At 71.4% G+C, this 21,407-nt stretch carries 19 protein-coding genes; 9 read left to right on the top strand and 10 right to left on the bottom strand.

Going from position 1 to position 21,407, the window contains the following annotated elements; translation table 11 throughout:
- The first annotated feature begins 78 nt into the window (after nt 1-78).
- From CIB93_RS04730 to CIB93_RS04690, 8 genes are all read left to right on the top strand, one after another.
- Nucleotides 79-840 (top strand): hypothetical protein, encoded by a 762-nt coding sequence (locus tag CIB93_RS04730; RefSeq protein WP_096624518.1) that lies wholly within the window; start codon nt 79-81, stop codon nt 838-840.
- Nucleotides 837-1,763, top strand: a complete 927-nt coding sequence (locus CIB93_RS04725; RefSeq protein ID WP_096624363.1) for a hypothetical protein — start codon at nt 837-839, stop codon at nt 1,761-1,763. The genes CIB93_RS04730 and CIB93_RS04725 overlap by 4 nt, the downstream gene beginning before the upstream one ends.
- On the top strand, nt 1,760-2,761 hold the full coding sequence (locus CIB93_RS04720; protein WP_096624361.1) for a DUF6884 domain-containing protein: 1,002 nt from the start codon (nt 1,760-1,762) through the stop codon (nt 2,759-2,761). Before CIB93_RS04725 ends, CIB93_RS04720 begins: the two co-directional genes overlap by 4 nt.
- A gap of 104 nt (nt 2,762-2,865) precedes the next feature.
- On the top strand, nt 2,866-4,092 hold the full coding sequence (locus CIB93_RS04715) for a hypothetical protein (RefSeq protein WP_096624359.1): 1,227 nt from the start codon (nt 2,866-2,868) through the stop codon (nt 4,090-4,092).
- A gap of 300 nt (nt 4,093-4,392) precedes the next feature.
- Nucleotides 4,393-4,956, top strand: coding sequence for a hypothetical protein (locus tag CIB93_RS04705; RefSeq protein WP_096624355.1), 564 nt, complete (start codon nt 4,393-4,395; stop codon nt 4,954-4,956).
- Between the two features lie 245 nt (nt 4,957-5,201).
- Nucleotides 5,202-6,050 carry a hypothetical protein gene (locus CIB93_RS04700; protein ID WP_096624353.1) on the top strand — a complete coding sequence of 283 codons (849 nt, stop codon included), beginning with the start codon at nt 5,202-5,204 and terminating at the stop codon, nt 6,048-6,050.
- Complete coding sequence (locus tag CIB93_RS04695; RefSeq protein WP_096624351.1) at nt 6,050-7,201, top strand: hypothetical protein; 1,152 nt, start codon at nt 6,050-6,052, stop codon at nt 7,199-7,201. The genes CIB93_RS04700 and CIB93_RS04695 overlap by 1 nt, the downstream gene beginning before the upstream one ends.
- Before the next feature lie 368 nt (nt 7,202-7,569).
- Nucleotides 7,570-8,619: an XRE family transcriptional regulator gene (locus CIB93_RS04690; RefSeq protein ID WP_257002015.1), complete on the top strand. Its 1,050-nt coding sequence runs from the start codon at nt 7,570-7,572 to the stop codon at nt 8,617-8,619.
- Nucleotides 8,620-8,690: 71 nt separating this feature from the next.
- Here the strand turns inward: CIB93_RS04690 and CIB93_RS04685 are convergent, their stop codons facing one another.
- The 10 genes from CIB93_RS04685 to CIB93_RS04640 form a co-directional block, all read right to left on the bottom strand.
- Nucleotides 8,691-9,503: a class I SAM-dependent methyltransferase gene (locus CIB93_RS04685; protein WP_096624349.1), complete on the bottom strand. Its 813-nt coding sequence runs from the start codon at nt 9,501-9,503 to the stop codon at nt 8,691-8,693.
- 44 nt (nt 9,504-9,547) lie between these two features.
- A complete protein-coding gene (locus tag CIB93_RS04680; protein ID WP_096624347.1) occupies nt 9,548-10,396 on the bottom strand; it encodes a phytanoyl-CoA dioxygenase family protein in 849 nt (282 codons plus the stop codon).
- The gene (locus CIB93_RS04675; RefSeq protein ID WP_096624345.1) at nt 10,393-12,552 is read right to left on the bottom strand and encodes a phosphoketolase; all 2,160 of its coding nucleotides are present in this window, start codon (nt 12,550-12,552) and stop codon (nt 10,393-10,395) included. The genes CIB93_RS04680 and CIB93_RS04675 overlap by 4 nt, the downstream gene beginning before the upstream one ends.
- Entirely contained in the window at nt 12,549-13,712 is a 1,164-nt protein-coding gene (locus tag CIB93_RS04670; protein ID WP_096624343.1) for a hypothetical protein, read from the bottom strand. Before CIB93_RS04670 ends, CIB93_RS04675 begins: the two co-directional genes overlap by 4 nt.
- Complete coding sequence (locus tag CIB93_RS04665; protein ID WP_096624341.1) at nt 13,712-14,419, bottom strand: HAD family hydrolase; 708 nt, start codon at nt 14,417-14,419, stop codon at nt 13,712-13,714. The genes CIB93_RS04670 and CIB93_RS04665 overlap by 1 nt, the downstream gene beginning before the upstream one ends.
- Nucleotides 14,416-15,555: an enolase C-terminal domain-like protein gene (locus tag CIB93_RS04660; RefSeq protein WP_257002014.1), complete on the bottom strand. Its 1,140-nt coding sequence runs from the start codon at nt 15,553-15,555 to the stop codon at nt 14,416-14,418. The genes CIB93_RS04665 and CIB93_RS04660 overlap by 4 nt, the downstream gene beginning before the upstream one ends.
- Nucleotides 15,556-15,578: 23 nt before the next feature.
- The gene (locus CIB93_RS04655) at nt 15,579-16,643 is read right to left on the bottom strand and encodes a radical SAM protein (protein WP_096624337.1); all 1,065 of its coding nucleotides are present in this window, start codon (nt 16,641-16,643) and stop codon (nt 15,579-15,581) included.
- Nucleotides 16,644-16,900: 257 nt separating this feature from the next.
- Nucleotides 16,901-18,148, bottom strand: a complete 1,248-nt coding sequence (locus CIB93_RS04650) for a helix-turn-helix domain-containing protein (RefSeq protein WP_096624335.1) — start codon at nt 18,146-18,148, stop codon at nt 16,901-16,903.
- A gap of 86 nt (nt 18,149-18,234) precedes the next feature.
- The gene (locus tag CIB93_RS04645; protein WP_179499966.1) at nt 18,235-19,383 is read right to left on the bottom strand and encodes a helix-turn-helix transcriptional regulator; all 1,149 of its coding nucleotides are present in this window, start codon (nt 19,381-19,383) and stop codon (nt 18,235-18,237) included.
- 492 nt (nt 19,384-19,875) lie between these two features.
- Nucleotides 19,876-20,835 carry a hypothetical protein gene (locus CIB93_RS04640; RefSeq protein ID WP_143659986.1) on the bottom strand — a complete coding sequence of 320 codons (960 nt, stop codon included), beginning with the start codon at nt 20,833-20,835 and terminating at the stop codon, nt 19,876-19,878.
- A gap of 188 nt (nt 20,836-21,023) precedes the next feature.
- Here CIB93_RS04640 and CIB93_RS04635 point away from each other — a divergent pair, with 188 nt between their 5' ends.
- Complete coding sequence (locus tag CIB93_RS04635) at nt 21,024-21,350, top strand: hypothetical protein (RefSeq protein ID WP_143659985.1); 327 nt, start codon at nt 21,024-21,026, stop codon at nt 21,348-21,350.
- The last annotated feature ends 57 nt before the right edge of the window (nt 21,351-21,407 follow it).

Genomic DNA, 21,407 nt, shown 5'->3' with positions numbered 1-21,407 from the left:
ACAAAAACGTCCGTTTTTGCATTGAGGAAGCAGACAGGAAGCAGACATGAATCGCTCATCCGGCCCGTGGAGGCGGGCATGACCCAGCACATCGTCCAGTACAGCGGCGGGATCGGGTCCTGGGCCGCCGCCATGCGCGTGGCCGAGCGGCACGGAGTCGACGACCTGGTCCTCCTCGTCGCCGACTCCCGGGCCGAGGACGAAGACCTGTGGAGATTCGTCGAGGAGACGGCCCGCTACCTGACCGTGGAGCCCGTGATCGTCGCGGATGGCAGGGACCCATGGCAGGTGTTCCACGACGTCAGGTTCCTGGGCAACAGCCGCCTGGCCCCCTGCTCGGTTCACCTCAAGCAGCTGCCGTGCCGGCGCTGGGTCGAAGCGAACGCCGACCCGGACGACTCGATCCTCTACGTCGGGTTCGACCACACGGAGATCCGACGGATTCCCGGGACGACGCGAGGGTGGGCGCCGTGGCGCGTCGAGTTCCCCATGTGCGAGGAGCCGACCATGTCCAAGGAGCAGATGCTCCAGTGGGCGCGCGACATCGGCATCGACCCCCCGCGGCTCTACGCCTGGGCCGACCACAACAACTGCGCGGGGATGTGCGTCAGGGGCGGGCAGAAGCACTGGGCGAAGCTCCTGGAGCACGAGCCGGAGCGGTACGCGGAGGCTGAGCGCCGTGAAGCCCGGCTCCGCGCCCACCTCGGGAAAGACGTCGCGATCCTGCGTGAGCGCCGCGGCGGGGTGTCACGCCCGCTGACCCTGGCCGAACACCGACGGCGTCTCCAGGCGCAGAAGGCCGGCGGCCGCGTCGAGCGCACCATGGCGAGGGCGGCATGATCCTCGCCCAGCAGCTCGAACTGCAGCAGCCGGGTGCCGACACCTGGTGCCAGAGGTGGAACCACCGGGAGCCGACGTGGAAGCGGACTCGGGACGGTGGCTTCGATCCGGAGGTCCACCGCGTCGTCCGGATCCCCGAGGCGCCGGCGAAACGCTTCGTCGTCGCCCACCACTACAGCGCGAGCTGGCCGGTCGTGCGTCTCGCCTACGGCCTTCAGCGCATCGACCAGCACCCCAGGCCCGGTGAGCCCGAAGGCGGCCGCCTGGTCGGGGTGCTCGCACTCGGGGTGCCGATGAACACCGCCGTCCTCAACGTGTTCCCGGATCTTACGCCGCTGAAGGAATCGCTTGAGCTATCGCGCATGTGCCTCCTGGATTCCGTGGCTTCGAACGGCGAGTCGTGGGCGTGCGCGAAGGCGTTCCAGGACGCGGCCGCCAAGGGAATCCGGGGGGTGATCGCACACGCCGACCCAGTCCCGCGGGTCAGGAACACGGAGAGCGGCCCCGTGCCGGTGATGCCGGGGCACATCGGCCACGTCTACGGCCACGGCCAGGGCTTCGCCTACCTCGGCCGGACCCGCGCGCGACGCCTGGTCGTACTGCCTGACGCCACTGTGCTGAGCGACCGTGCTGCGGCCAAGGTCCGCCAAGACGAGACCGGGCACGCGGCAGTCGAGCGTCGCCTCGTCGCGCTCGGGGCAACAGCCCGCCGAGCCGATGAGGACGGTGCTCGCTGGCTCTGTCGGGCGCTCGAGGAAGTCGGGGCGACGACGCTGCGCCACGGCGGCTGCCACAAGTACGCCCGAACCATCGGCCCACACCGCACCCGGCTTCGACTGGCCGGCCCCACCTATCCAGCCCCCCGGTACGGGGTGGCGCCTCTCCCACCGTTTACCAAGCGAAACGAAGGAACCATCAGATGAGTCACGGGCTCAGCCCCACCGGGGCAAGAATCCTCAACACCAACGACGACGGTGTCGTTGCCGGGCACGCCGCTGCGCTCGCCAAGCTGGAGGCCGACGGTCTCGTCGTCCCACACGACGGCGACGGTGGCACCCACCGGATGACCGAGGACGGATGGGAAGCCCTGGAGGCTTGGCGGCAGGCGACCCCAGGGCGCAGCCCGCTACCCGAACTTCCGAGCGTCCCGCCGAAGCTGCCCGCTCGTCAGCACGACGCGGTGCTCACCGCCGCGCGGCGCCCCGACCAGAACGTCCCCGGCCGCGACGACCCGGCCTACTGGGCAGGGGAAACCTGGTTCCGCAGCTCCACCCTGCGGAAGATCGCCGCGATCGGCTACGCAGCCATCCGGCCCGAGCCGTACGACCAGGGCCCGGCGACGTGGGAGGAAACGGGCCGCCCTCTCTACCTCACGGAGGCCGGCCGGGAGTACGCCCGGCAGCGGGGGAACATCGACGTTCGCCGGCGGCGCGTCGTCGTCATCGCCTGCGGGGAGAAGAAGTTGCCGGACCCCGGCGTCGACGAGTACGGCCACCCGCTCCCCGGCTACCCCGCTGGCGAGCTCTACATCGGCGACTACCACCGGTCCCTGCGCGGGGCGGCGGACGCCCTGACCGACCAGAAGTTGATCTTCATTGCCTCCGCGCTCCACGGTCTCGTCCCGCTCGACCGGCGTCTGCGCCCCTACGACGTCACCCTCCGGGACGAGAGGGCCATCACGCCGGAGAAGATCGGCTGGCAAGCGGCGCGCCTCGGCCTCGACGACGCGGACGTCGTCTTCCTTGGCGGTCAGGACTACGCCGCGCTGCTGCTTCCGTCCGTTCCGCACCTGTACGCGCCGCTGGCCGGCGGCATGGGTGACCAGCGCGGCCAGTGTGCGCGAGCCCGAGAGGACGCCGACGTGCGCGAGGCGTGGTGGAAGAAGGCCGCTGTGCTCCACGACGAGCACGCCGCCTGCTGAACCGGAGTGTAGGCCCACCGCCTTATGGTAAAGTAGTCAATGTCGAAACAGGGAGGGCAAACCCTGGGTCGGCCGCCACAGACCACCACTTCCAGGGAGAACCCGTGCCTCCGCACGTCGACTTCCGCATCCCTGCGGACTGCCCCGTCATCGCCAACGTCGGCATGGGCGTCGACAGCTCCGCCATCGTCGCCCGCTGGCTCCTCGAACCGCAGACCCGCGGATTCGACCTCGACCAGCTCACCATCCTCATCGCCAGCGTCGGAGAGGAGTACCAGCACACCAAGGACGCCATGGAGCAGGCCCTCTTCCCCCTCGTCGCCAAGCACCGCGTACGGACGGTACAGATCGCGAGAGCCGGTCAGACGGCGGCCGACGGCTACGTCGTCCTCGACGACACACGCACCCCCGCCCGGCTCGTCACCGACGTCCCCGTGACCCTGGGCGAGCGCATGCTGGACGCCAGCACGGTGCCCCAGGTCAGCTCGACCCGCCGTTCCTGCAGTGACTGGATCAAGCACTTCGCACTGGACTCCTGGCTGGCCGCCAACGTCGGGCACGCGCCCTTCGTGCACTGCATCGGCTACAACGCCGACGAGACCAAGCGGGCCGAGCGCGACCTGGACCACAACAAGGGGCACCGGCTCCCGGACTTCCCGCTCATCAGGTGGAACTGGGGCCGTGATACGGCCTCCGCGTACCTCCGCACCAACCTCGGGCGGGAGTTCGGTCGCTCGTGCTGCTTCTTCTGCCCCTTCCAAAACGGAAAGAACGGACACGAAGCCCTCGTTGAGAACTGGCGCACCGAACCCGAGGCGGCGCTCCGATCCCTGCTGATCGAGCACAACGCCCTCGTGATGAACCCCAAGGCCAGACTCTTCGGCCGCCACGCCGCCTACGAAGTAGTACGAGACGCGGGCCTCCACCACCTGCTCGAACGTCACCACGACCGGCTCGAACGCGCCGACTGGAGCGTGTACGAGGTTCGTCGCATCTTCCACGCCCGCGACGGCGACCCCCGGCTCAAGGGCCACGCCTACCGAAGCGTCCTGCCGCTGGAGACCGGCTCGCGTGCGGCGATGACCGCCGTACTCTCCAGCCTCGCCGCCGAGCACGACGCCCGCGTCACCGTCGACGAGCACGGCATCACCCGCGCCCACCTGCGCACGGTCGGCCCGTCGTACCCCACCGCTGAACACTTCCTCGCCGTCGGACCCGCTCTCGCCCCGGCCAAGGCCAGGGACAACTTCGACGACGTCTACGCCGAGATCACCGGCGGCGAGACCTCTCTCGCCGCTCGACACGCGCGGCCCGTTCCGGCCGCCGCCTGAGTCCCTGGGGCGGCCGGCGAGCCCGCCGCCCCCCTGTTGAAAGTGAAACCGCCCGATGCACCGTCACACCGCCCACCTCCGGGCCCACCATGCCGACCCGGACAACACAGTCTGCCCACCCGACCACCGCTACACGACCAGCGGAAAGCCCCTCACGCCTGGCTGCCCAGGGCGGGCGTACCACGAGGCGACGTGCAGCTGCGGCAGCTTCACCTGCCGCGCTGGGTCGAAGTTGTACGTCAACGAGGAACGCAAGCGCCACCTCCTCACTCACCGCACCAACGACACCGGGAACCGCCGATGACCTCCCCCTTCGGGCGCGGCGCCGACGCCGCCCTTCCGCCTCCCGACTCCCCTGCCTACTGGGACCTCGTAGCCCGCGCGGCCACCGGCTTCGTCAAGGCCACCCGGGAAGGGCTGATCAACAGGGAGGCGATCGGGATCGTCATCGCCCTCCAGCATCGGTATCCCCACGGGACACTCGACCTGGCCACGGTCCTCCTCACCGGAGTTCAGGAGCGGTGCCTTCCTGAACAGTTGACCGATGACGGCATCCCCGATCTGGATCTGCTCGCGCCGAACCAGGTGGACGCCGTCACCGTGCTGGAGGCCACCTCCAAGGCGAACGCCTTCTTCGGCCGGGGGGCGGCGACGGCCGCCGATATCGAACACACCCAGCAGCAGGTACGCGTTCATGGAGAGGTTCGCGCGCAGGTGACGGCCGCCTGGCGAACCGCCGCGGCGGCACCGCCCTCGTCCAGGCGCTCCGCCATCCGCTTGGCGCTGTCCGGCCTGGAGTGTGACGCCCGCGCCACAGCGGCAACGCTCAGCCTGGCCGTCGCAGCCGCGCTGAAGGTTCCCTGAGCTGGCCCCTGCCGCCGCGCGCGCCGCCTCACCTGGGCAAATGTCGCTGAATGGAGCCGGGGAGGACTTGACCGCCCTTCCCTAGTCGGGTAGACTAGTCAATGTCGAAACAGGGAGGGCAAACCCTGGATCGGCCGCCACAGACCACAGTGACAAGGACCCCACGTGACCATGCGCACTACGGTCGAAGCCGGAGCCTCTCCGGCGCGACCCGCTGCCGCCCCCGTGCCACCGGGGGCGGCCCCATGACCAATCCGCAACAGGCCAGAGCCACCGACCAGGGACGGTACTACGAAGACCCCCAAGGCGGCCCGGACCTCATCTCGGTGACGAACGTGCTCGACCACTCGGTCGGTAAGCCGATCCTCATCCCCTGGGCCTCCAAGGTCGTGGCCAACTACGTGCTCGGCAACCTTCCGCGGGTCGTCTCCCAGGCCCGTAAGGACCCCGAAGGCATCCTGAAGGAGATCAAACAGCAGCCGGCCCTCATGCGTGACGCGGCGGCGGACCGCGGCTCCAGAGTCCACAACCGCGCCGAGGCGCACCTCCTACGCGCCCCAGTGCCGGACGAGGAAGACCCCGAAGTCACGCCGTACTTCAACCAGTTTCTGAAGTTCCTCGATGTCTGGGGAATCGCCCCTGACCGGGACTTGGTCGCTGCTGAGGCGACCGTCGCACACCGGGAACTGGGCTACGCCGGGACCATGGACATGCTCCTGCACCTGCCCACCGGGGCGACGCGGAAGCGCCGACGGCAGCTCTGGCTCATCGACATCAAGACGAGCGAGACGCAGGCGTCCACCACCGTGTGGCCCGAGTACGACATGCAGCTGGCGGCCTACCGGTACGCGCCGGTGATCTGGGCGCCGGACGGCACGGACATCCCGATGCCCAAGGTCGCCGGAGCCGCGATCCTCAACCTCCGCCGCCGTCGCGTCAACCTCGTCCCGATGCAGGCGAACCGGGCGTCCTTTGCCGCCTTCCGCTCGGCTCTGACCGTGGCCAAGCACCTCCAGCACATCGACAAGACCAAGTTCATCCCGCTCACCCCACCCACCGACCTCGACCCCACGACCCTGAGGAGGGCTGCCTGATGGCCGGACGACTTCTGAACCTCCAACGGCAGGCCGCCGAACTCGGACGCCTTCGCACCGGCTGGAGCGTGCCCACCGACAAGGGCCGGAACCGACCCGTCAAGTCCGAGACATGGATCGTCTCCAGCCACGACCGCTCACGAGTCGATGCCGCCGCCGAGATGTGGGGCGGCAAGGTCGAACGCTGGAGCCCGCAGGGCAACCATCCCGACCAGTGGAGGGTCATCACCGAGGCGACCACCATCGAAGCCCTCTTCCCACCCGGCGACCCGCTGTCCCAGTACAACGAGATGTGGACGGGCGGCGGCTGCGCGCGCCGCTGCGACGGCATCACCGAGAAACTGTCCAAGAAGCCCTGCATCTGCCTCGACCGGCATGGAGAGAACTGGTACCTGCTCGGCCCCCAGCAAGTGTGCCGGGCGACCAGCAGGATCAAGGTCTACCTTCCCGACCTGCCGGGGATCGGCGTCTGGAGAGCGGAGACGCACGGGTTCTACGCCGCCAACGAGTGGCCGGGCGTCGTCGACATGGTGCTCTCCGGCACCGGTGGTCGCGGCGTCATCCCCGTCGGCATGCGAATCGAGCAGCGTCAGCGCCTCGCCGAGGGCAAGACCAAGAAGTTCCCCGTCGTCGTCGTGGAGGTCAGGGCCACTGCACGGCAGGCACTCACCGGCACCATCCCCGGCGCCGAACTCAGCCCCGTCCCGCCCGCCCACCTCGCGCTCGAAGGGAGCACCCGCGACTACGCGGCCGAGGCCCGAAGGGCCGCAACGGCGGACGCAGCGCTGAAGATCTACCGGGAAGCGGAAGCCGCTGGTGACATGACCGACGAACTCAAGGCGGAGCTGGTCGCCATCGGCACGGCGAAGCGCACCGCCGAGGCCAAGGCGGCGAACTCCACGAAGACCGGAGGGAAGAACATGAACGCGGCGAACGCCGCCGAAGAGGAGCCGATCGACGCCGAGATCGTCGAGGACGACGACCCGGAGGTGATCTGGTTCGAGATCGTCAGCGAGGCCGGGGAACGCGGCTGGAGCGCAGACCAGCTCGCCAGGCAGTTCGCCGCTCGCAACGGCGGAGTCGCTCCCGACTCGGCAGAGGCCACCCAGCTCCGCCGCTTCCTCGCCGACCTGCGCGAGGCCGCCGCCTGAGCACAGCGGCCGGTGCCGGGGACGGCCGGCGCCGGCCGAACGCGTCAGCCGCCCTCCGCCGCTGGCTATAGTTACTCCTACGAATCTCCTTGTGGGTGACCTCGCTCTTCGAGTTTGAGGAACCCTGCGAGGTGGTTTGTGGTGAGGGGCCAGACGATTTTGCCCAAGCCGGTCCTCCGAGGCCGGTACGGATCCTCGGATCCGTGTCGTCTGGCCCCGACTCATTTCCGGTGCCGGCGAGTGCTCGCCCAGCTGCAGCTCCTGTGAGCCCGAGCAGTGACTTAGGGAAGATCTTCCGCAACACGCGCGACGCCCTGGCCCGAGTGGGTCAGCGGGTTCCCTGCCCAGCGGACCCTACGATCGCTACCGTGGGGGGCGTACCGATGCCGGGCGAGGAGGACGCGGTGCGTCGCAGGACAGTACTGGTTGCGCTGACCGCCGGGGCGTCGACCGTCGCCATCGGCACGGGCACCGCGGTGGGGCAGCCCTCCTCGCTCTTGAGCCCGGACGACATGCTGTTCCGCTTCCCGGGCGCCGAGCCCGCGCCACTACGGGCACTGGTTTCCGGGACGGCCGCCGCACGCGAGGCGTTCACCGCTGCCCGCTACAACGAGCTCGCGAACGCCCTTCCCACTCTGCTCTCCGCCGTTGAGGCGACGAGGGACGCCTCAACCGGCCGGGCTCGCCAGCAGGCCAGTGCCGTCCTCGCCCGCGGCTACATTCTCGCCGCCGAACTCGCCGCGAAGCAGCACTCAGACACCGCATGGGCCGCGGCCAATCACGCCCTGGCCGCCGCGCGGGCCAGCGGGATGCCAATCCCCATCGGAGAAGCCTCCCGCGTGCTCGCCATCACCATGCGTCGCTCCGGCCACGCCTCCTCCGCCGTCCGCCTCCTCACCCACGAAGCCGACCAGCTCGATCCCGCCGAAGCGCGCACCGGAGCCGTGCGCACCAGCCTGCTGCTCACCGCGGCGTACTCCGCCGCAGCCGGAGGCGACCGTACGACGGCGCTCGCTCTGCTCGACGAGGCCGACGCGACCGTCGAGCGCCACCCGCAGGCCTCCCGCGGGCTTTTCACCGTCGATGCCACCAGGACCCAGGTCGCCGTCTACCGCATCGGAGTTCACACCACCCTCGGCACCCCGGACGAGGGCGTACAGATCGTCCGGGACCTGAACGTCAGCCTCATGCCGACCGCCGAACGGCGTGCTCGCGCCTGGACCGACACCGCCCGCATGTGGCATGCCCTCGGCAACGGCCAACAGGCGTTCGTCGCCCTGCGCCGCGTCGAGCAGGAGGCAGTGCAAGAAGTCCGCCGGCCAGCGGTGCAGGCACTGACATCGAACCTGCTCTACGGCCCGGCACGCATGGCGGGCCTGCGCGAGTTCGCCCTCCGAACGGGGGCCGTGCACGCCTAAGTGGCCCAGCCCCGCCACGTTGCCGATCCTGGACACTGTCACGCGGGCTGCCCGAGCCGGCGCCGGCCAGGCTACGGCCTGGTGGCGATGATCGCCTCGGTGCGGATCACCTCGTCGAACCGCCCGGAGGGGTTGAAGGCGAGGAGCACTGCGCGCAGGTCCTGCTCGAAGGCGTCCTTCTGCTCGCCGAGCTGGGCGGGGCTGGAGTAGGAGAGACTGAAGACCCAGCCGATGACCTCGTCCACGGTGCGGGTCAGGGTGTGGTCCCAGCGCGCGGTATCGACCTGGGAGAACGGGGAGCGCGCGAGGACGTCCTGGTGGCGTTCCTTGGGGTGGGAGTAGGTGCCGGAGCCGGCGCGGCGCTCGGGGCCGAGGTAGCGGGTGCGGACCTCGTCCACGACGTGGCGCCAGTCGGCGGGCTCGAGGTCACCGGGGGCGCCGCCGGAGGCGAGGACGATCGCTCCGCCCGGCTCGATGATCCGGTCGAGGTCCCGGGCGACCTTGTCGCGGTCCATCCAGTGGTAGGCCGCGCCCATGACGGTCAGCAGGACGGGCCCGAGGCCCATCGCCGGGAGGGTGGTGGAGTCCCCCTCGCGCCAGTCGATGTTGGTGACGCCCTGCTCGGCGGCGAGGCGGCGGCCCTCTTCGAGCATGCCCTTCTCGGGGTCGACGGCGATGACCTCGCCGACGAGCGGTGCGAGGTCGAGGGCGATGATGCCGGGGCCGGCGCCGAGGTCGAGGACGCGCTGGGTGCCGTCGAGGCCGAAGCGGTCGGCGAGCAGGGTGTAGAACTCGGGCGCGTAGCGGGGCCGGAAGGCGGCGTAGTACGGCGCGGTGGACGCGAACAGTTCGTCGGGCGTGTACGAGGGGGTGGAGGAGGTCACGGGTCCAGTCTCTCGCGGGGGTGCGGTCAGGGTCGGGCGTTCGGTCAACGAGCCGGAACCGCGTTCAGGTGCTCCCACCACGCGGTGAGTGGGCGGGCGCCGGAGCCCTCGCGGGCGACGGAGCCGTCGGGGTGGCGGTCGCGGACGCCGAGGAGCTGCCGCTCGACGTCGTCCAGGTTCGGCCGGTCGAGGAGGCCGGGGGCGGGGTCGTCGACGGCGTTGAGCCACCGGTAGCCGTACTGCATCATCACTGCCAGCCGGTCGTGGCCGGAGCGGTTGAGGCCGCCAGCGTGCCAGGTGCGGTTCTCGAAGAGCACCACGTCGTGGGGGCCGATGTCCGGGGTGATCGCACCGGGCGGGTCGGTGTCCCCCTGCGGGACGGTGACGGGCCCGGTGCGGGTGTGGCTGCCGGGCACGAACATCGTGAGCCCGGCATCCGGGCCCGGGTCGGTGAGGAAGTACGCCACCTTGATCGCCAGGCGGGGTGTGTGCTCGACGCCGAGGTCGGCGACGGTGGAGGACATGTCGCGGTGCCATCCGTGCCGGGACGGCACGCGGATGGTGCGCTGCTCGTCCGGCAGGGACGGCATGGAGATCAGGTTGCTTGACGTCAGGTGGATGTTGGGGCTGAGCAGGCCGACGAGCGTGGGCAGCACGGCCGGGTTGGCGAGGAGCGGGAGGAAGGCGTCGTCGAGGGCGACGACGCCGCGGAAGCCGTCCTTGCCGTCGACGGAGCGGTCTCGGCCCTCGGTCCGGTCGGTGGCCAGGAGCCGTACGGCGGCCTCGGCCGCGCGGTCGCGTACCTCGGGGGCGAGGGCGCCGCGCAGGATGAGGAGCCCGTCGCGGTCGAAGGCGGCCAGCTGCTCCGGGGCGGGTGCGAGCGGGGTGGTCATCGCGGCTCCTTGAGCATCGTGAGCGCCTGGGCGGTGAGCGCGGCGGCGGACATGCCGCAGTGCTCCAGCAGATCGGCGGAGGGAAGGGGACGGCCGGGGTCGCGGTAGCCGACGACGCGGACGCGGGCGGCTTCGCCGCGGCCGGCGAGCAGGGCTCGTACGGCCGGGGCCTGCGTGACGGTGGCCAATAGCACCGGGACTCCGGTCGGGAACAGGCGGGCGAAGGTGGCGGCGGGCAGGGCGGCGGGCCAGGTGTTCGGGTGGCCGAGGGCGGTGAGGTCGTTGACGTGCACGTAGCGGATGCGGGCGTCCGGGCGGGCAGCGGCGAGCCGGCCGGCCGCGGCGGACAGCTCGCGCGCCGCGACGTCCCCGGCGGAGGCCAGGACGATGTCCGGGCTTCCGGGGCCGGGGGTACTGAGGTGGGGCCAGATCGCGGCGCCGCAGGTCAGCTCCTCGCGGAAGGTGTCCGGGGGGAAGGTGAGCGTGTGGTGCTTGTCGGCGATCAGGAAGTTCGCCCGGTCCCGCCCGGTGAGCATGACCGAGAGGACGGCGGCCGCGCGGGTGGCGTCGGCCGGGGTGTAGACGTGCACGGTGGGGTTCTCGGTCTCCAGCATCGCGGAGACGAGCCCGGGGTTCTGGTGGGTGTAGGTGTTGCGCCAGCCCAGCGAGGTGATCAGGTAGTTGATGTTCGCCAGCCCGCCCGCACCGGTCGCGGTCCGCGCGCTGCGGTGCTTGAGGTGCTGGACGAGCAGGCTGGTGTTGACCGCGGCGAACGCCTCGTACGTGGCCAGCAGCGCGTCGCGGCCGGTCTCGGTGTAGCCCTGCAGCCAGGCGTGGCAGATCTCCTCGTTGAGGATCTCGCTCGCCCACGCCGGCATCCCGCCGTCCGGGCCGTCGGCCAGGCGGAGCCGGTTGGAGGCGGCCTCGTCCGGGCTGAACAGCCGGAAGGCGCCGGCGGCGGCGCGCTCGCGGATCACCGCGCTGAGCAGCGGCCACGCTTCCGCGCCGCGGACGGCGAGCGGGGCCACCGGCGGGGCCGGGCGGGGCCGGGGCGGCGAGTGCGGCAGTGCCTGCCGTACGAGGTCGGACGGCTTCCCCTGGTCGGTGAACAGCGTGGCGGGCGCGTACGAGGTCAGCCACGCGGTGAGGGCGTCGAACTCCTCCCGGTTGTGGGCGGGGTCCTTCAGCGGGGTCTTGTGGACGGCCGGGGTTCCGGCGATCCGGCGGCCGGCGACCTCCTCGGGCCCGGTCGCGCCCTTGGGCATGGTCAGGACGAGCACCGGCTGGGGACGGGCGACTCCGAGCGGTCGCAGCCGGGCGAACACCTCGGCCAGGACCGTACGGAAGCCGGCCGTGTCGGAGCCGTCGTGGAGGAACGGTTCGTACCCCAGGCCGGTGAAGTACGCGCGCAGCTCGGCCTCGTCGAGCCCGGCCAGGACGGAGGGGCCGCCCATCCGAAGGCCGTTGGCCAGCACGACGGGCAGCACCGCGCCGTGCAGCCCCGAGCCGAGCAGCGCCCGCCGGGCCGTCCACGCCGCCGCGGCGGCGCCGGTCTCCAGCTCCCCGTCGCCGAGCAGTGCGACCACCAGGCGGTGCGGGGCGTCCAGGACCATGCCCTGCGCGACGGCGAGCGCCGGCCCGAGCTGGCCGCCGGTGTAGCGCACGCCGGGGATCAGCGGGGTGATCTCCCCGCCGTAGGCGCGGGTGTGCGGGAAGCCCGCGGCCAGCGTGCGCATGCTGGCCGCCGACCAGCCCGGTCCGTTGCCGGTCAGCGTGAGGGTCTTGGTCAGGTAGGCGTGGGCGAGTGCCGACGGGCCGGCGTGTCCGGCGCCGTGGACGACGAGGACCTCGCTGCCCGGGGGCCGCCATGCGGTGAGCGGCCCCAGGTGCGCGAGCATGAAGTTCACCGGCGGGCACACTCCCCAGTGTCCGCTCGGCGCCTTCTTCACGTCCTCCACCCGCAGCGGCCGGGTGGGCAGCACGTTGTCGGTCAGGTACAGCTGCGCGGCGCACAGGTAGTTCATCGCCCGCCACGCGGCCGTGACGGCCGCGTCCGGCACGCGCGCCGCGGCGTGCGCGGCGGCCTGGCTCCAGTCGGGGAAGTCCCCCGGGCCCGCGGTCGCGGCGGGCCCGGGAGCCATGACGGTCTCGCTCACCGTGCCGTTCCTTTCCGCGCGGCGACCGCGTCCACGGCGGCAGTGATCCGCCCGGCCCGGATCTCCTCGGTGCCGGCCTCGGTGACCAGGTGGAGGATCTGCGCCTGCTCGTGGGCGGGCACCGCCGCCCAGTCCAGCCCGGCCCGCTCCAGGGCGGCGGCCAGGTCCTCGGGCACGCTGCGCGGGGTGCGGTCCCGCACGCCCTGCACCGTCAGCGGCACACCGGTCACGCCGTCCGTGACGGCCGCGTACGGCACCGCGGCCTGCCCCCGCAGCGCGTAGGCCACGACGGTCTTGGAGCTGCCGGTGGGGAAGGTGACGCGCAGCTGGGCGCCGCGCTGGCCGACCGGTCCGCGGCAGGGCAGCAGCAGGAAGTCCCGGCCGCCGATCCGCTCCGGCCGCGCCACCACATGCGCGATGTCGGCAGCGGCCGGCAGCGGCAGCAGGACCATCGGGTCCGGGCCGGCCGGAACGGGTTCGGTGAGCTGGGGAGGGCGGGTGACGGCGATGATGCCGCCGGGGCCGCCCCCGGCACGCCGCGCAGCCTTGTGCGTGAACAGCGTCCGGTCCACCGTCGCGAGCAGGGTGTTGGTGAAGTCGTGCTTCCACCCCCTCTCCCGTTCGCTGGGCAGGTCCCCGGCGGTGACGAACATCAGGCCGAAGGAGACCGTCACCGGCAGCGCGGCGCCGAGCCGGTCCCGCAGGACCCCGAGGGCCTGGTGGAACTGGCCGGCGTCGTCCACGACCGCGGCGAGGATCACCTCGTCGCCGCCGAACGTCGCCGCGCAGCCGGAGTCGAAGGGCTGCTCGCGGAACCACGCGCGGGTCGTGGCCCCCACGGTCGCCATGACCTCGTTGCCGGCCAGGTGCCCGTAGGAGGTCGGGTCGGTGGAGTTCGTGCGCTCCACGTGGTCCTTCAGCCCGTCGACGTCCCCGATCGCCAGCGCCACCAGCCGCCCCGCCTCCAGGGCGGCGGCCAGGCAGCGCGGGATGTGGCTGTGGAAGTCCGGGAAAGCGACCAGACCGGTGACTGCGTCCTCCCGGCTGCCCTCGCACCACGTGCGCAGCGGCAGCCGACTGGGGTCGAACAGCGGCACGGATGCGATCAGCGGATCGGGAACAGGGGGCGTTGCCGGGCGGGACGTACGGGACGGCTCCATCAGCCGGCCACCTCCGATGTGATCGCCTCCGCCGCCGCCCGGGCGGGCAGCAGCAGGAGGAGGGTGTTGAGGGAGTGCAGGCGCAGCGTGGACGCGGCCGGCATCAGGGGGCCGGTCGTGTGGTGCCGGTCCACCCAGGCCGTGTGCCAACCGGCCGTCGCGGCCCCGCGTACGTCGGCGTTCACCGAGTCGCCGACGTGCAGCAGTTCCTGCGGCCGCAGCCCGCTGGCCCGCTCGACGGCCGCGAAGGCCTCCGGCTCCGGCTTGATCGCGCCGGTGCGCGCCGAGTAGAAGACGCTGTCCAGCAGCTCACGGAACACGGTGGGCTCCTGCTCGGGCACCGAGGAGCCGAGCGCGTTGGTCATCGCGTACAGGGCGAAGCCCCGCGCGCGCAGCGCGGCCAGGGTGTCCGGCACGTCCGGGTACAACTGCGGGTCCTCGGCCCGGCGCCGGGCCCGCTCCAGCACCTCGGTGAGCACGCCGGTGACCGCGGGCCGCCCGAAGTCGGCCGCGATCTCCTGGGCGAGGCCCTGCGGGGAGACCAGACGCCGCTTGGCGCCCCTGCCCATGAAGGCGCGGGCCTCCTCCAAGGAGATGCCGAGGACCTCGGCGACCTGGCCGGTCGTCGCCACCGGCTCCGGGCGCACCAGCGTGCCGCCCATGTCGAAGCAGACCGCCCGCACCCCGGACCACGTCCGGCCGCTCATGACCCGATCTCCCACGCCGGGAGCGGCGAGGAGGTGACCGGCAGCGGGGCGAGCCCGGCGCCGGGCCCGGACGGCAGCATCCCCGCCTCCACCTCGGCGGGTTCGGCGAACACCTGCTGCCGCAGCGGCTCCAGCGTCAGGTGCCACTCCACCGCCGGGACCTTGTCCCGGCAGCACGCGCCGGCCAGCGCGAGCGCTGCCCACAGCCGGTCGCCGTGCGGGAACGTCGCCATGCCCAGGTCCGCGGCGACCTCGGTGGTGTGCAGGGAGCGGGCCAGCCCGCCCGACCAGCCCGGGTCGGTCTGCCACACGTCCACCGACCCGCCGGTCAGCAGCCGCATCTGCTCGTGCTCGTCGACCGCGTGCTCCCCGGCCGCCATCGGCACCCCGGCCCCGGCCGCCCGCACCCGGCCCCAGGCGAAGCCGCCCGGTTCCAGCAGCTCCTCGGCGAACGCGACCTCCAGGTCGGCCAGCACGGGCAGCAGGGCGAGCGCCTCGTCCAGCCGGCACCGGCGCAACCCGTCGACCATGAACCGGCCCTCGCCCGCCGCCTCCCGCAGCGCCCCCAGCACCCGGGCAACGGTCCGCGGCCCCTGGCGCAGCAGCTCCTTGGTGAGCGGCCACTTCTGCCCCCAGAACCCCTGCTCGGTGATCCACGCCGCCGCCTTCACCGCCTCCGGACGTGCCGGGTCCAGGCCGAGCGCGGACGCGTACGCCGGCACCCGCTCCCGCACCGTGCCGCCCAGCAGCTCTGGCACTGACCGACCCGAGGCCCGCGACGCCAGATCCCAGCACGCCAGCTCGACCGCCGAGACGGCCTGCCGGGCGTGCGCCCCCTGCTGGTGCCGCCCGGTCCGCGGCCGGTAGCCGAGCTTGCGCGGCGCCGCCGCATCGTGCCCGACCAGCCCGTCGGCGAGGGCGTCCACGACGAGCCGCGCCACACCCTCCCCGACCGGCGCGTGCCAGCCCGAGACCCCGTCACCGACCACCTCGATCGCGAACCGCGTCCGGTGCTCCGCCCACGACGGCCCCGCCGGCGCGACCGCCACCGCGGCCACCGCGTCCGGTAACCCCTCCGGCAGACCGGCCGGCTGCCCGGCCACCGGCCAGATCCGCACCGCCCGCACCACAGTCACGGCCCCGCCGTCCCGCCCGGCCATCAGATCCGCGCCCCGGTCAGCTGCTCCCCGGCGAACGTGTACGCCCACGGCGAGCGGTAGTTCTGCCACCACTGCGGCCGCAGCCCCGTCTCCGCGAACAGCTCCTCGACCGCGCGGCGCATCGTCAGGTTCCACTCGATCGTGTCCGACCCCGGCGTGCGGTAGACGTCCATGTACGGGTTGTGCGCCTGGAACGTCTGGAACCGCGGGAACGTCGTCGTCACCGGCACCAGCCGCTTCAAGTTCTCCACGGCCTCCTCGATCGGGTCCAGGCCCACGATGTAGGTGAAGTCCGTGGTGATGCCCCGCTCCTTCGCCGCTCCGAGCGTGGCGACCATCTGGTCAACCGTCAGCGCGGCCTTGGACTGCTTGAGGATGTCCGCCCGGTTGGTGAAGCACTCCACCGTCAGGGTCAGGTGGAAGGGCCCGAGCTCGGCGGCCCGGTCCAGGCCCGCCTCGCTGGTGAGCACCGACGACAGGAAGTGCAGCGTCCCCTCGCAGCCGGTGCTGCGCATCGCGGCGCGCACGCCCTCCAGGTGCTCCAGGGCCAGGTGCTCGTACAGGAAGCAGCCGGTGCACACCGTCACGGTCTCGACCCCCGACAGGTCCGGCACGCCGGAGTTCGCCGCGAGGGCGGCGAAGTAGCCCGGCAGGTCGAGCTCGCGGATCGCCGGGTCCGAGGCCCCCTCCAGGGTGTTCGGGCAGAACGTGCACCCCACGCACTGGGAACGCTGGTTCGAGTTGAGGGTGAGCATCTTCGTGCCGTTGCGCCAGTACCCCAGCACGGCGTCGTCGTCCTCGATGCCGGCGACCGCGCCGACCCGCTCGCCGTGCAGCCGCAGCTCGTGCTCGTCGATCTCGAACGGCGAGTCCTCGCGGCCCAGCGAGAGGATCAGGTACGACGGGTCGGCCGGCCGCGAGTCCAGCGAGAGCTGGAACCGCATCCGCGGCTTGTCCAGCGGCGAACGCGCCCCGCAGCTGTTCAGCGCGATGAGCAGCACGTCCTCGGGGTTGATCTTCCACTCGCGGGCCACCTCTTCCAGGTGGCGGACGGATTCGAGCATCGGCTTCCCTCTCTCGCCTACGGAGCCGGGCACCGGAAAGCCGGCACCCGTCGGAGTCGTGCGTCGCGGCTTCGGGCGAAGACCTCCCCGCGAAGCCGGAGCCAGACCGTAGGCGGAGACACCCCCCTGTTTGCTCACAGCCGTGAACATGCAGATACCTGCAACCACCCGCCGCCAGCAGGTAACCAAAAACGGACGTTTTCGGCTCGGGTGGTGAAAGAGGTACGCGGCCGCTGTCACTGCGAACTACAGGAGGGCTACCGGCTGATGCCCATCCGGTGCGCCAGACCGGCAAGGTCGCGCTGAACATGGGAGGGAAGCCGCTTGCCGAGGAGGTAGCTGACGGAGTCTCCGATCAGTGCGTCGGCGTGGACCCGTTGGGGGGCGATCAGCTCCGCCCGGAGGAATCGCTCGGCGGCGGCCGACTCCTGCCCGCGGACGTGAACGAGCGCCCGTCCTAGATCGGAGTGGTAGGCCGCCTGCCGGCCGGGCGCGTTGATGATCTCGGGATGCACGCCGGTCCCCGCCGTGACCGCGTCGCCGTGGTGTCCGAGATCCGTGTTGAGGCTGACCCGGTGGATCTGGACGTTCGTGGGTCCGAAGTTGAGATGGAACGCGCGCGTCTCACCGATCCCGGCCGCTAGGCGCGTCGCCTCGGTCAGGTGGGAGCGGACGTCGGCCGTGCGGTCACCAGCGGGTCGGTTCGGGTCCTTGGTGATGGTCGTGGCCGAGATCAGGTGGAGCTCGCCGAGCAGCGCCTCGGCATTGGGGAGATCGAGGTGGCGTTCCAGCAGGTTCACCGTGGCTGTCGCCTTGGACAGCGCCTGCTGGGGGCTCCCGGCTGCCATGAGGATGTGCGTCGCGAAGAAGCCGCTCAGAGCGGTGTAGACTGGGTCCTCGAGCTCGGCAATGGCTTCGCTGGCCCGGGTGACCGCGATGAAGGCCAGATCCGTGTAACCGAGCGACTTGAGCATCAGGGTGCACGCCGGGTGGTAGGCGTCCGCCAGCAGCCGCAGCACCCTCAGCCGCGTACGGCCCTCGCTTGCCGCGGCCGCCGCCTGGAGGTCCGCCAACAGTTCCGGAAGCCGCACCGCCAGTGCGCCGTACTCCGCCGAGTGGTACAGACGGTTCGCCCGCCGCACCCGCGCCGCCAGCCGCGTGACGGGCTCCGCCGGTGGGCGACGGTCCGGCGGGCTCCCCAGAGTCATGCCCATCAACGTCAGCCGCAGTGCCGGGATCGCGGCATCGGCCTCCGTGGCGTGCGGGTCCGTAGGAAGGAAGGGCTGCCCGAGTAGCTCCGCCGGCGCGACCTTCAGCGCGTCGGCGAGCGCGCTGATGTAGGAGGAGTCCTTCAGGAGGCGCTTCCCTCCCTCGATCATCGACAGGTAGCTGTTCGAGACACCCGCGAGGCCGGCCAGCTCACGGAGAGTCAAGCCCCTCTTGCCGCGGAGCGTCCGCACTCTCTTGCCGATCTGCTTGGCCAGCTCCTGCTGCCGTTCGTCCATGATCGCCTGCCCAACTCCCCTGGGATCATGCGTAGGTTAGGCCAGGTGTGGCCGCCGCAACCCGGCATTCCCCGAACAGGCCAAGATCACTTCATGCCGAGCCGCGCCGCGATCCCGCCCAGCACCTCGGCATGTTCCTGGGCGCGGGCGGGGAGCACGCTCACAAGCTCGCGAGCCAGCGGGTCCAGCCGGGTGTGCAACGGCGCGAGGGATTCCGCTGCCGCCAGATCCTCGACCGCCGCCCCGTACTGGCCGAGCCTGGCTCGGGCGGACGCGGTGAGCACAAGAAGGGTGGAGCGGTCGCCGGCCGGAAGGCAGGTCGCCCCCTCCGCCCGGGTGAGCACGTCGTCGTAGGCAGCGCCCTCCGCTGCCGCAAAGGCCCAGGCGGACGCGACCTGGGCTCGCTGCCGCGCGCTGATGGCCTTCTCCTGAGCAGATGCGAGCAGGCGCTCACTCTCCGCCTCCTGCCCGAGCGCCGCGTGCGCGACGGCCAGCGGCAGTAGAACCTCGTCTGGGACATCGGCCTCCCCCCGCACAGTCCGGGCGACCGCGAGTTCGGCCTGGCCCATGTCGAGCAGCAGCCACACCTCTTCCCCGAGCACCGCAGGGCGGGCCTCCGGCGGGGGGCACGCGTAGGACAGCAGGCTCCAGGCGAGATCTCGGTACCCGAGGCGGCGCAGGAGCCGACTCACGGCCACGTGCGCGACCGCGCGAAGTGCGGCGACCCCGCGGTCGGTGTTTCCAGGACGCGGCGGGCCGATCACTTCCAGCAGCCCCGGAACCATCTGGGCGGCGGAAGCGAGCTCACCGTCGTCGGCCGCCGCCCTCACTCCGTCGACGAGCTCGGCCAGTCGAATCTCGTCAGCCTCTCCCCCGACGCCGTCCGCGGAGAGCATGCGCGCCAGATGCCGACGTGCGAACCACCCGACCGAGTGCACGGTGGAGTGGCCGGGCCCGCACGGCATGTAGGGCTGGCCCGTCAGCTCGGCCGGATCCAGCCGGAGACCGGCGGCAAGCGAGCTCAGCACGCGGCCTTGGTCGACCCACTCCTCCCCCGCCTCCAGGTCCTCAATCAGTTGCCCCGGGACGCCAGCGCGCGTCGCCAAACCGGCAACGCCGAGGCCTCGGCGTATTCGCCAGTCGGTGAGGCGACGGCCAACAGGGGTGGGGCCGCCGCTGTCCATCTCCTGCGTCACCAGGGTGCTCGCATGGCCAATCGCGGGCTCCGTGCTCATCCTCGGGCGGCTAACGCCGATCGCGGGTCGGGCCCCTCTACGGGACCACATGGGCTTTGCCGCGACACAGTAGCCACACGGAACCAGCCAAAGCGAATATGCCAGGTCCGATACGTGTACGAACCCAACGAGCCCCAGGAGCAGAGGACTTCGGCAGCTGCCCGACCGACACCGAGCGGGCAGCCAAAACGGCCGTTTTTGTTACCCGGCGAGGTAGTGGCACGACGAAGAGCTCGCACCCTCTCAGGTGCGAGCTCTTCGTCGAGGTTCTTTGGGCTGCCGCCCCCTCCTGGGGGTTTGGCGTACGGTCAGCCGAAAGAACCTGCTCGACTGAGCGAGCAGACAGGGGAGCCCGGGAGACTTCCCTTCCACCCTGGACAACGAACAGCCGGTCAAGGGGTTACGGGGCACCCACTCGTGACCCAGCCGGGCCGTCCTGCGCCTGGGTGCTCTCGGTCGGTCTTACGGGACAAAGTGAGGGCCAGCCACACCCTAGGCCGCCAGATCGAGGCGGACGATCTCGATCTTCTTCACGGACCGCCGCAACTGCTCGACCGTCTTCGGGAGCGGCGTCCAGGCCGACTCCTTCTCGGGCATGTCCCGGTTGAGCTGCGAGATCGCGCGGCTGTAGGCCCGCTCCAGGCCGCGGATCTGCAGCGGCATGCCGGACGGGCGCCGGCGCATCCCACGCCCTTGACCGGAGTGGTTGTTCCGGAGCGACACCCAGAGAGCGTCCTTGGTGCCCTCGACGAACTCGATCCTCTCGGCGCGGATGTCGAGCCATGCCCTCAGCGCCGCCCGGGTGAACTGGCTGAGGCGGATCGTCTCGACGATCGGCAGAGCCGCCTCCCCCACGCCCTGGGGGCGCCGGATCAACGAGATGGTCGACAGGTCCGGAGCGAGGGCATGGGTCGTCATCTCGACGAGCTCGCCGGAGCGAGCCCGGGTGTCGAGGATGACTCCGTACATCGCGAGGGTCCGCACGCGCCCCGCCTCGGACATGGGGGTATGGGCGGGCCGGGACAGCTCCCGGGTCAAGGCGCGGCGCTGCCGGTCGGCGACGGTTGCCTTCGGCGGGTCCTTCGGCGCGAGGGGGAACCGGACGGGGCGCCCGAGGAACTTCGCGACGGCGTTCCAGGCGGTCGCCCGGGTGCGCATGCTGCTGTTGCTGGCCGGCACCTGTACCTCGTGGTCGGGATGCCGGTGGCGTTCTCGTGTGAGTCCCGCGCCGGCCAGGTCCGAGTACACCCCCCAGGTGGACAGCGTCAACAGATCGTCGAAGGACGTCCTGGCCTTCTCTGGGAACTCGTCGAGCTCGGCCGCGGCCTGGACGTCCTTCACCACCCAGCGGAGGTTGGCGGCGCGCTTCTTCTCCGCCTGCTCCTGGCGGATCAAGGTCTCGACCAGCATGGACATCCGCGCGACGGCGGGGTGAAGCGTCTGCTCAGACATGCGGTCCAGCACCTCCGATGAGCCCGTCACCTGACCCGTGACGATGGATAGAAGGCCGTAGAGTCCAGGGTACGCAGCCCCGGACGGCTGTGCAGCGGTTGGCCCCGGGCCGAGATCACGAGAAAATTCGCCGACACACGCGGCTGAATTGATGCACATCACTAGTCGAGACGCATAGGATGATCGCCATGACCACACCTGGGACACCCATAACGCGCCGCCGGCGCGGCCGTCCCGTGGAGTACGTCGCGGGATCCGGCCTCCCCTGGCGAACGACGTTGTCCTTCGACCCGGACAACGCCGAGTTCATCGTGGGCCTGATCAAGCAGGTCCACCCGGACCTCTCCGCCGCGACCGTCATCAACGTCGTGATCGACCTGCTGCTGAAGACCAAGGCACCCGAAGGCGAGCCGCTGACCCCGGCCAGCCTGGAGGCCGCCCTGCGGAAGATCACGAAGGACTGGCCTGCGGCAGAGCACGCTGCCACTCAGGAGGAGCTGCCGATGACCGGGTGATCTGACCGCGGTGGAAGGCGTCCAGACACACGAAAACGCCCCTGTCCTAGACCAACA

The organism is Streptomyces sp. WZ.A104, from assembly GCF_002382885.1.
Taxonomy (GTDB): Bacteria; Actinomycetota; Actinomycetes; order Streptomycetales; family Streptomycetaceae; genus Streptomyces.
This window is presented reverse-complemented; position numbering and strand designations above follow the sequence as displayed.

Coding starts and splice junctions, on each gene's coding strand:
- CIB93_RS04655 (WP_096624337.1), bottom strand. CDS start 16,643: ATGCTCGAATCCGTCCGCCACCTGGAAGAGGTGGCCCGCGAGTGGAAG.
- CIB93_RS04700 (WP_096624353.1), top strand. CDS start 5,202: ATGACCAATCCGCAACAGGCCAGAGCCACCGACCAGGGACGGTACTAC.
- CIB93_RS04720 (WP_096624361.1), top strand. CDS start 1,760: ATGAGTCACGGGCTCAGCCCCACCGGGGCAAGAATCCTCAACACCAAC.
- CIB93_RS04650 (WP_096624335.1), bottom strand. CDS start 18,148: ATGGACGAACGGCAGCAGGAGCTGGCCAAGCAGATCGGCAAGAGAGTG.
- CIB93_RS04665 (WP_096624341.1), bottom strand. CDS start 14,419: ATGAGCGGCCGGACGTGGTCCGGGGTGCGGGCGGTCTGCTTCGACATG.
- CIB93_RS04645 (WP_179499966.1), bottom strand. CDS start 19,383: ATGAGCACGGAGCCCGCGATTGGCCATGCGAGCACCCTGGTGACGCAG.
- CIB93_RS04670 (WP_096624343.1), bottom strand. CDS start 13,712: ATGGAGCCGTCCCGTACGTCCCGCCCGGCAACGCCCCCTGTTCCCGAT.
- CIB93_RS04725 (WP_096624363.1), top strand. CDS start 837: ATGATCCTCGCCCAGCAGCTCGAACTGCAGCAGCCGGGTGCCGACACC.
- CIB93_RS04705 (WP_096624355.1), top strand. CDS start 4,393: ATGACCTCCCCCTTCGGGCGCGGCGCCGACGCCGCCCTTCCGCCTCCC.
- CIB93_RS04640 (WP_143659986.1), bottom strand. CDS start 20,835: ATGTCTGAGCAGACGCTTCACCCCGCCGTCGCGCGGATGTCCATGCTG.
- CIB93_RS04695 (WP_096624351.1), top strand. CDS start 6,050: ATGGCCGGACGACTTCTGAACCTCCAACGGCAGGCCGCCGAACTCGGA.
- CIB93_RS04730 (WP_096624518.1), top strand. CDS start 79: ATGACCCAGCACATCGTCCAGTACAGCGGCGGGATCGGGTCCTGGGCC.
- CIB93_RS04635 (WP_143659985.1), top strand. CDS start 21,024: ATGACCACACCTGGGACACCCATAACGCGCCGCCGGCGCGGCCGTCCC.
- CIB93_RS04680 (WP_096624347.1), bottom strand. CDS start 10,396: ATGACCACCCCGCTCGCACCCGCCCCGGAGCAGCTGGCCGCCTTCGAC.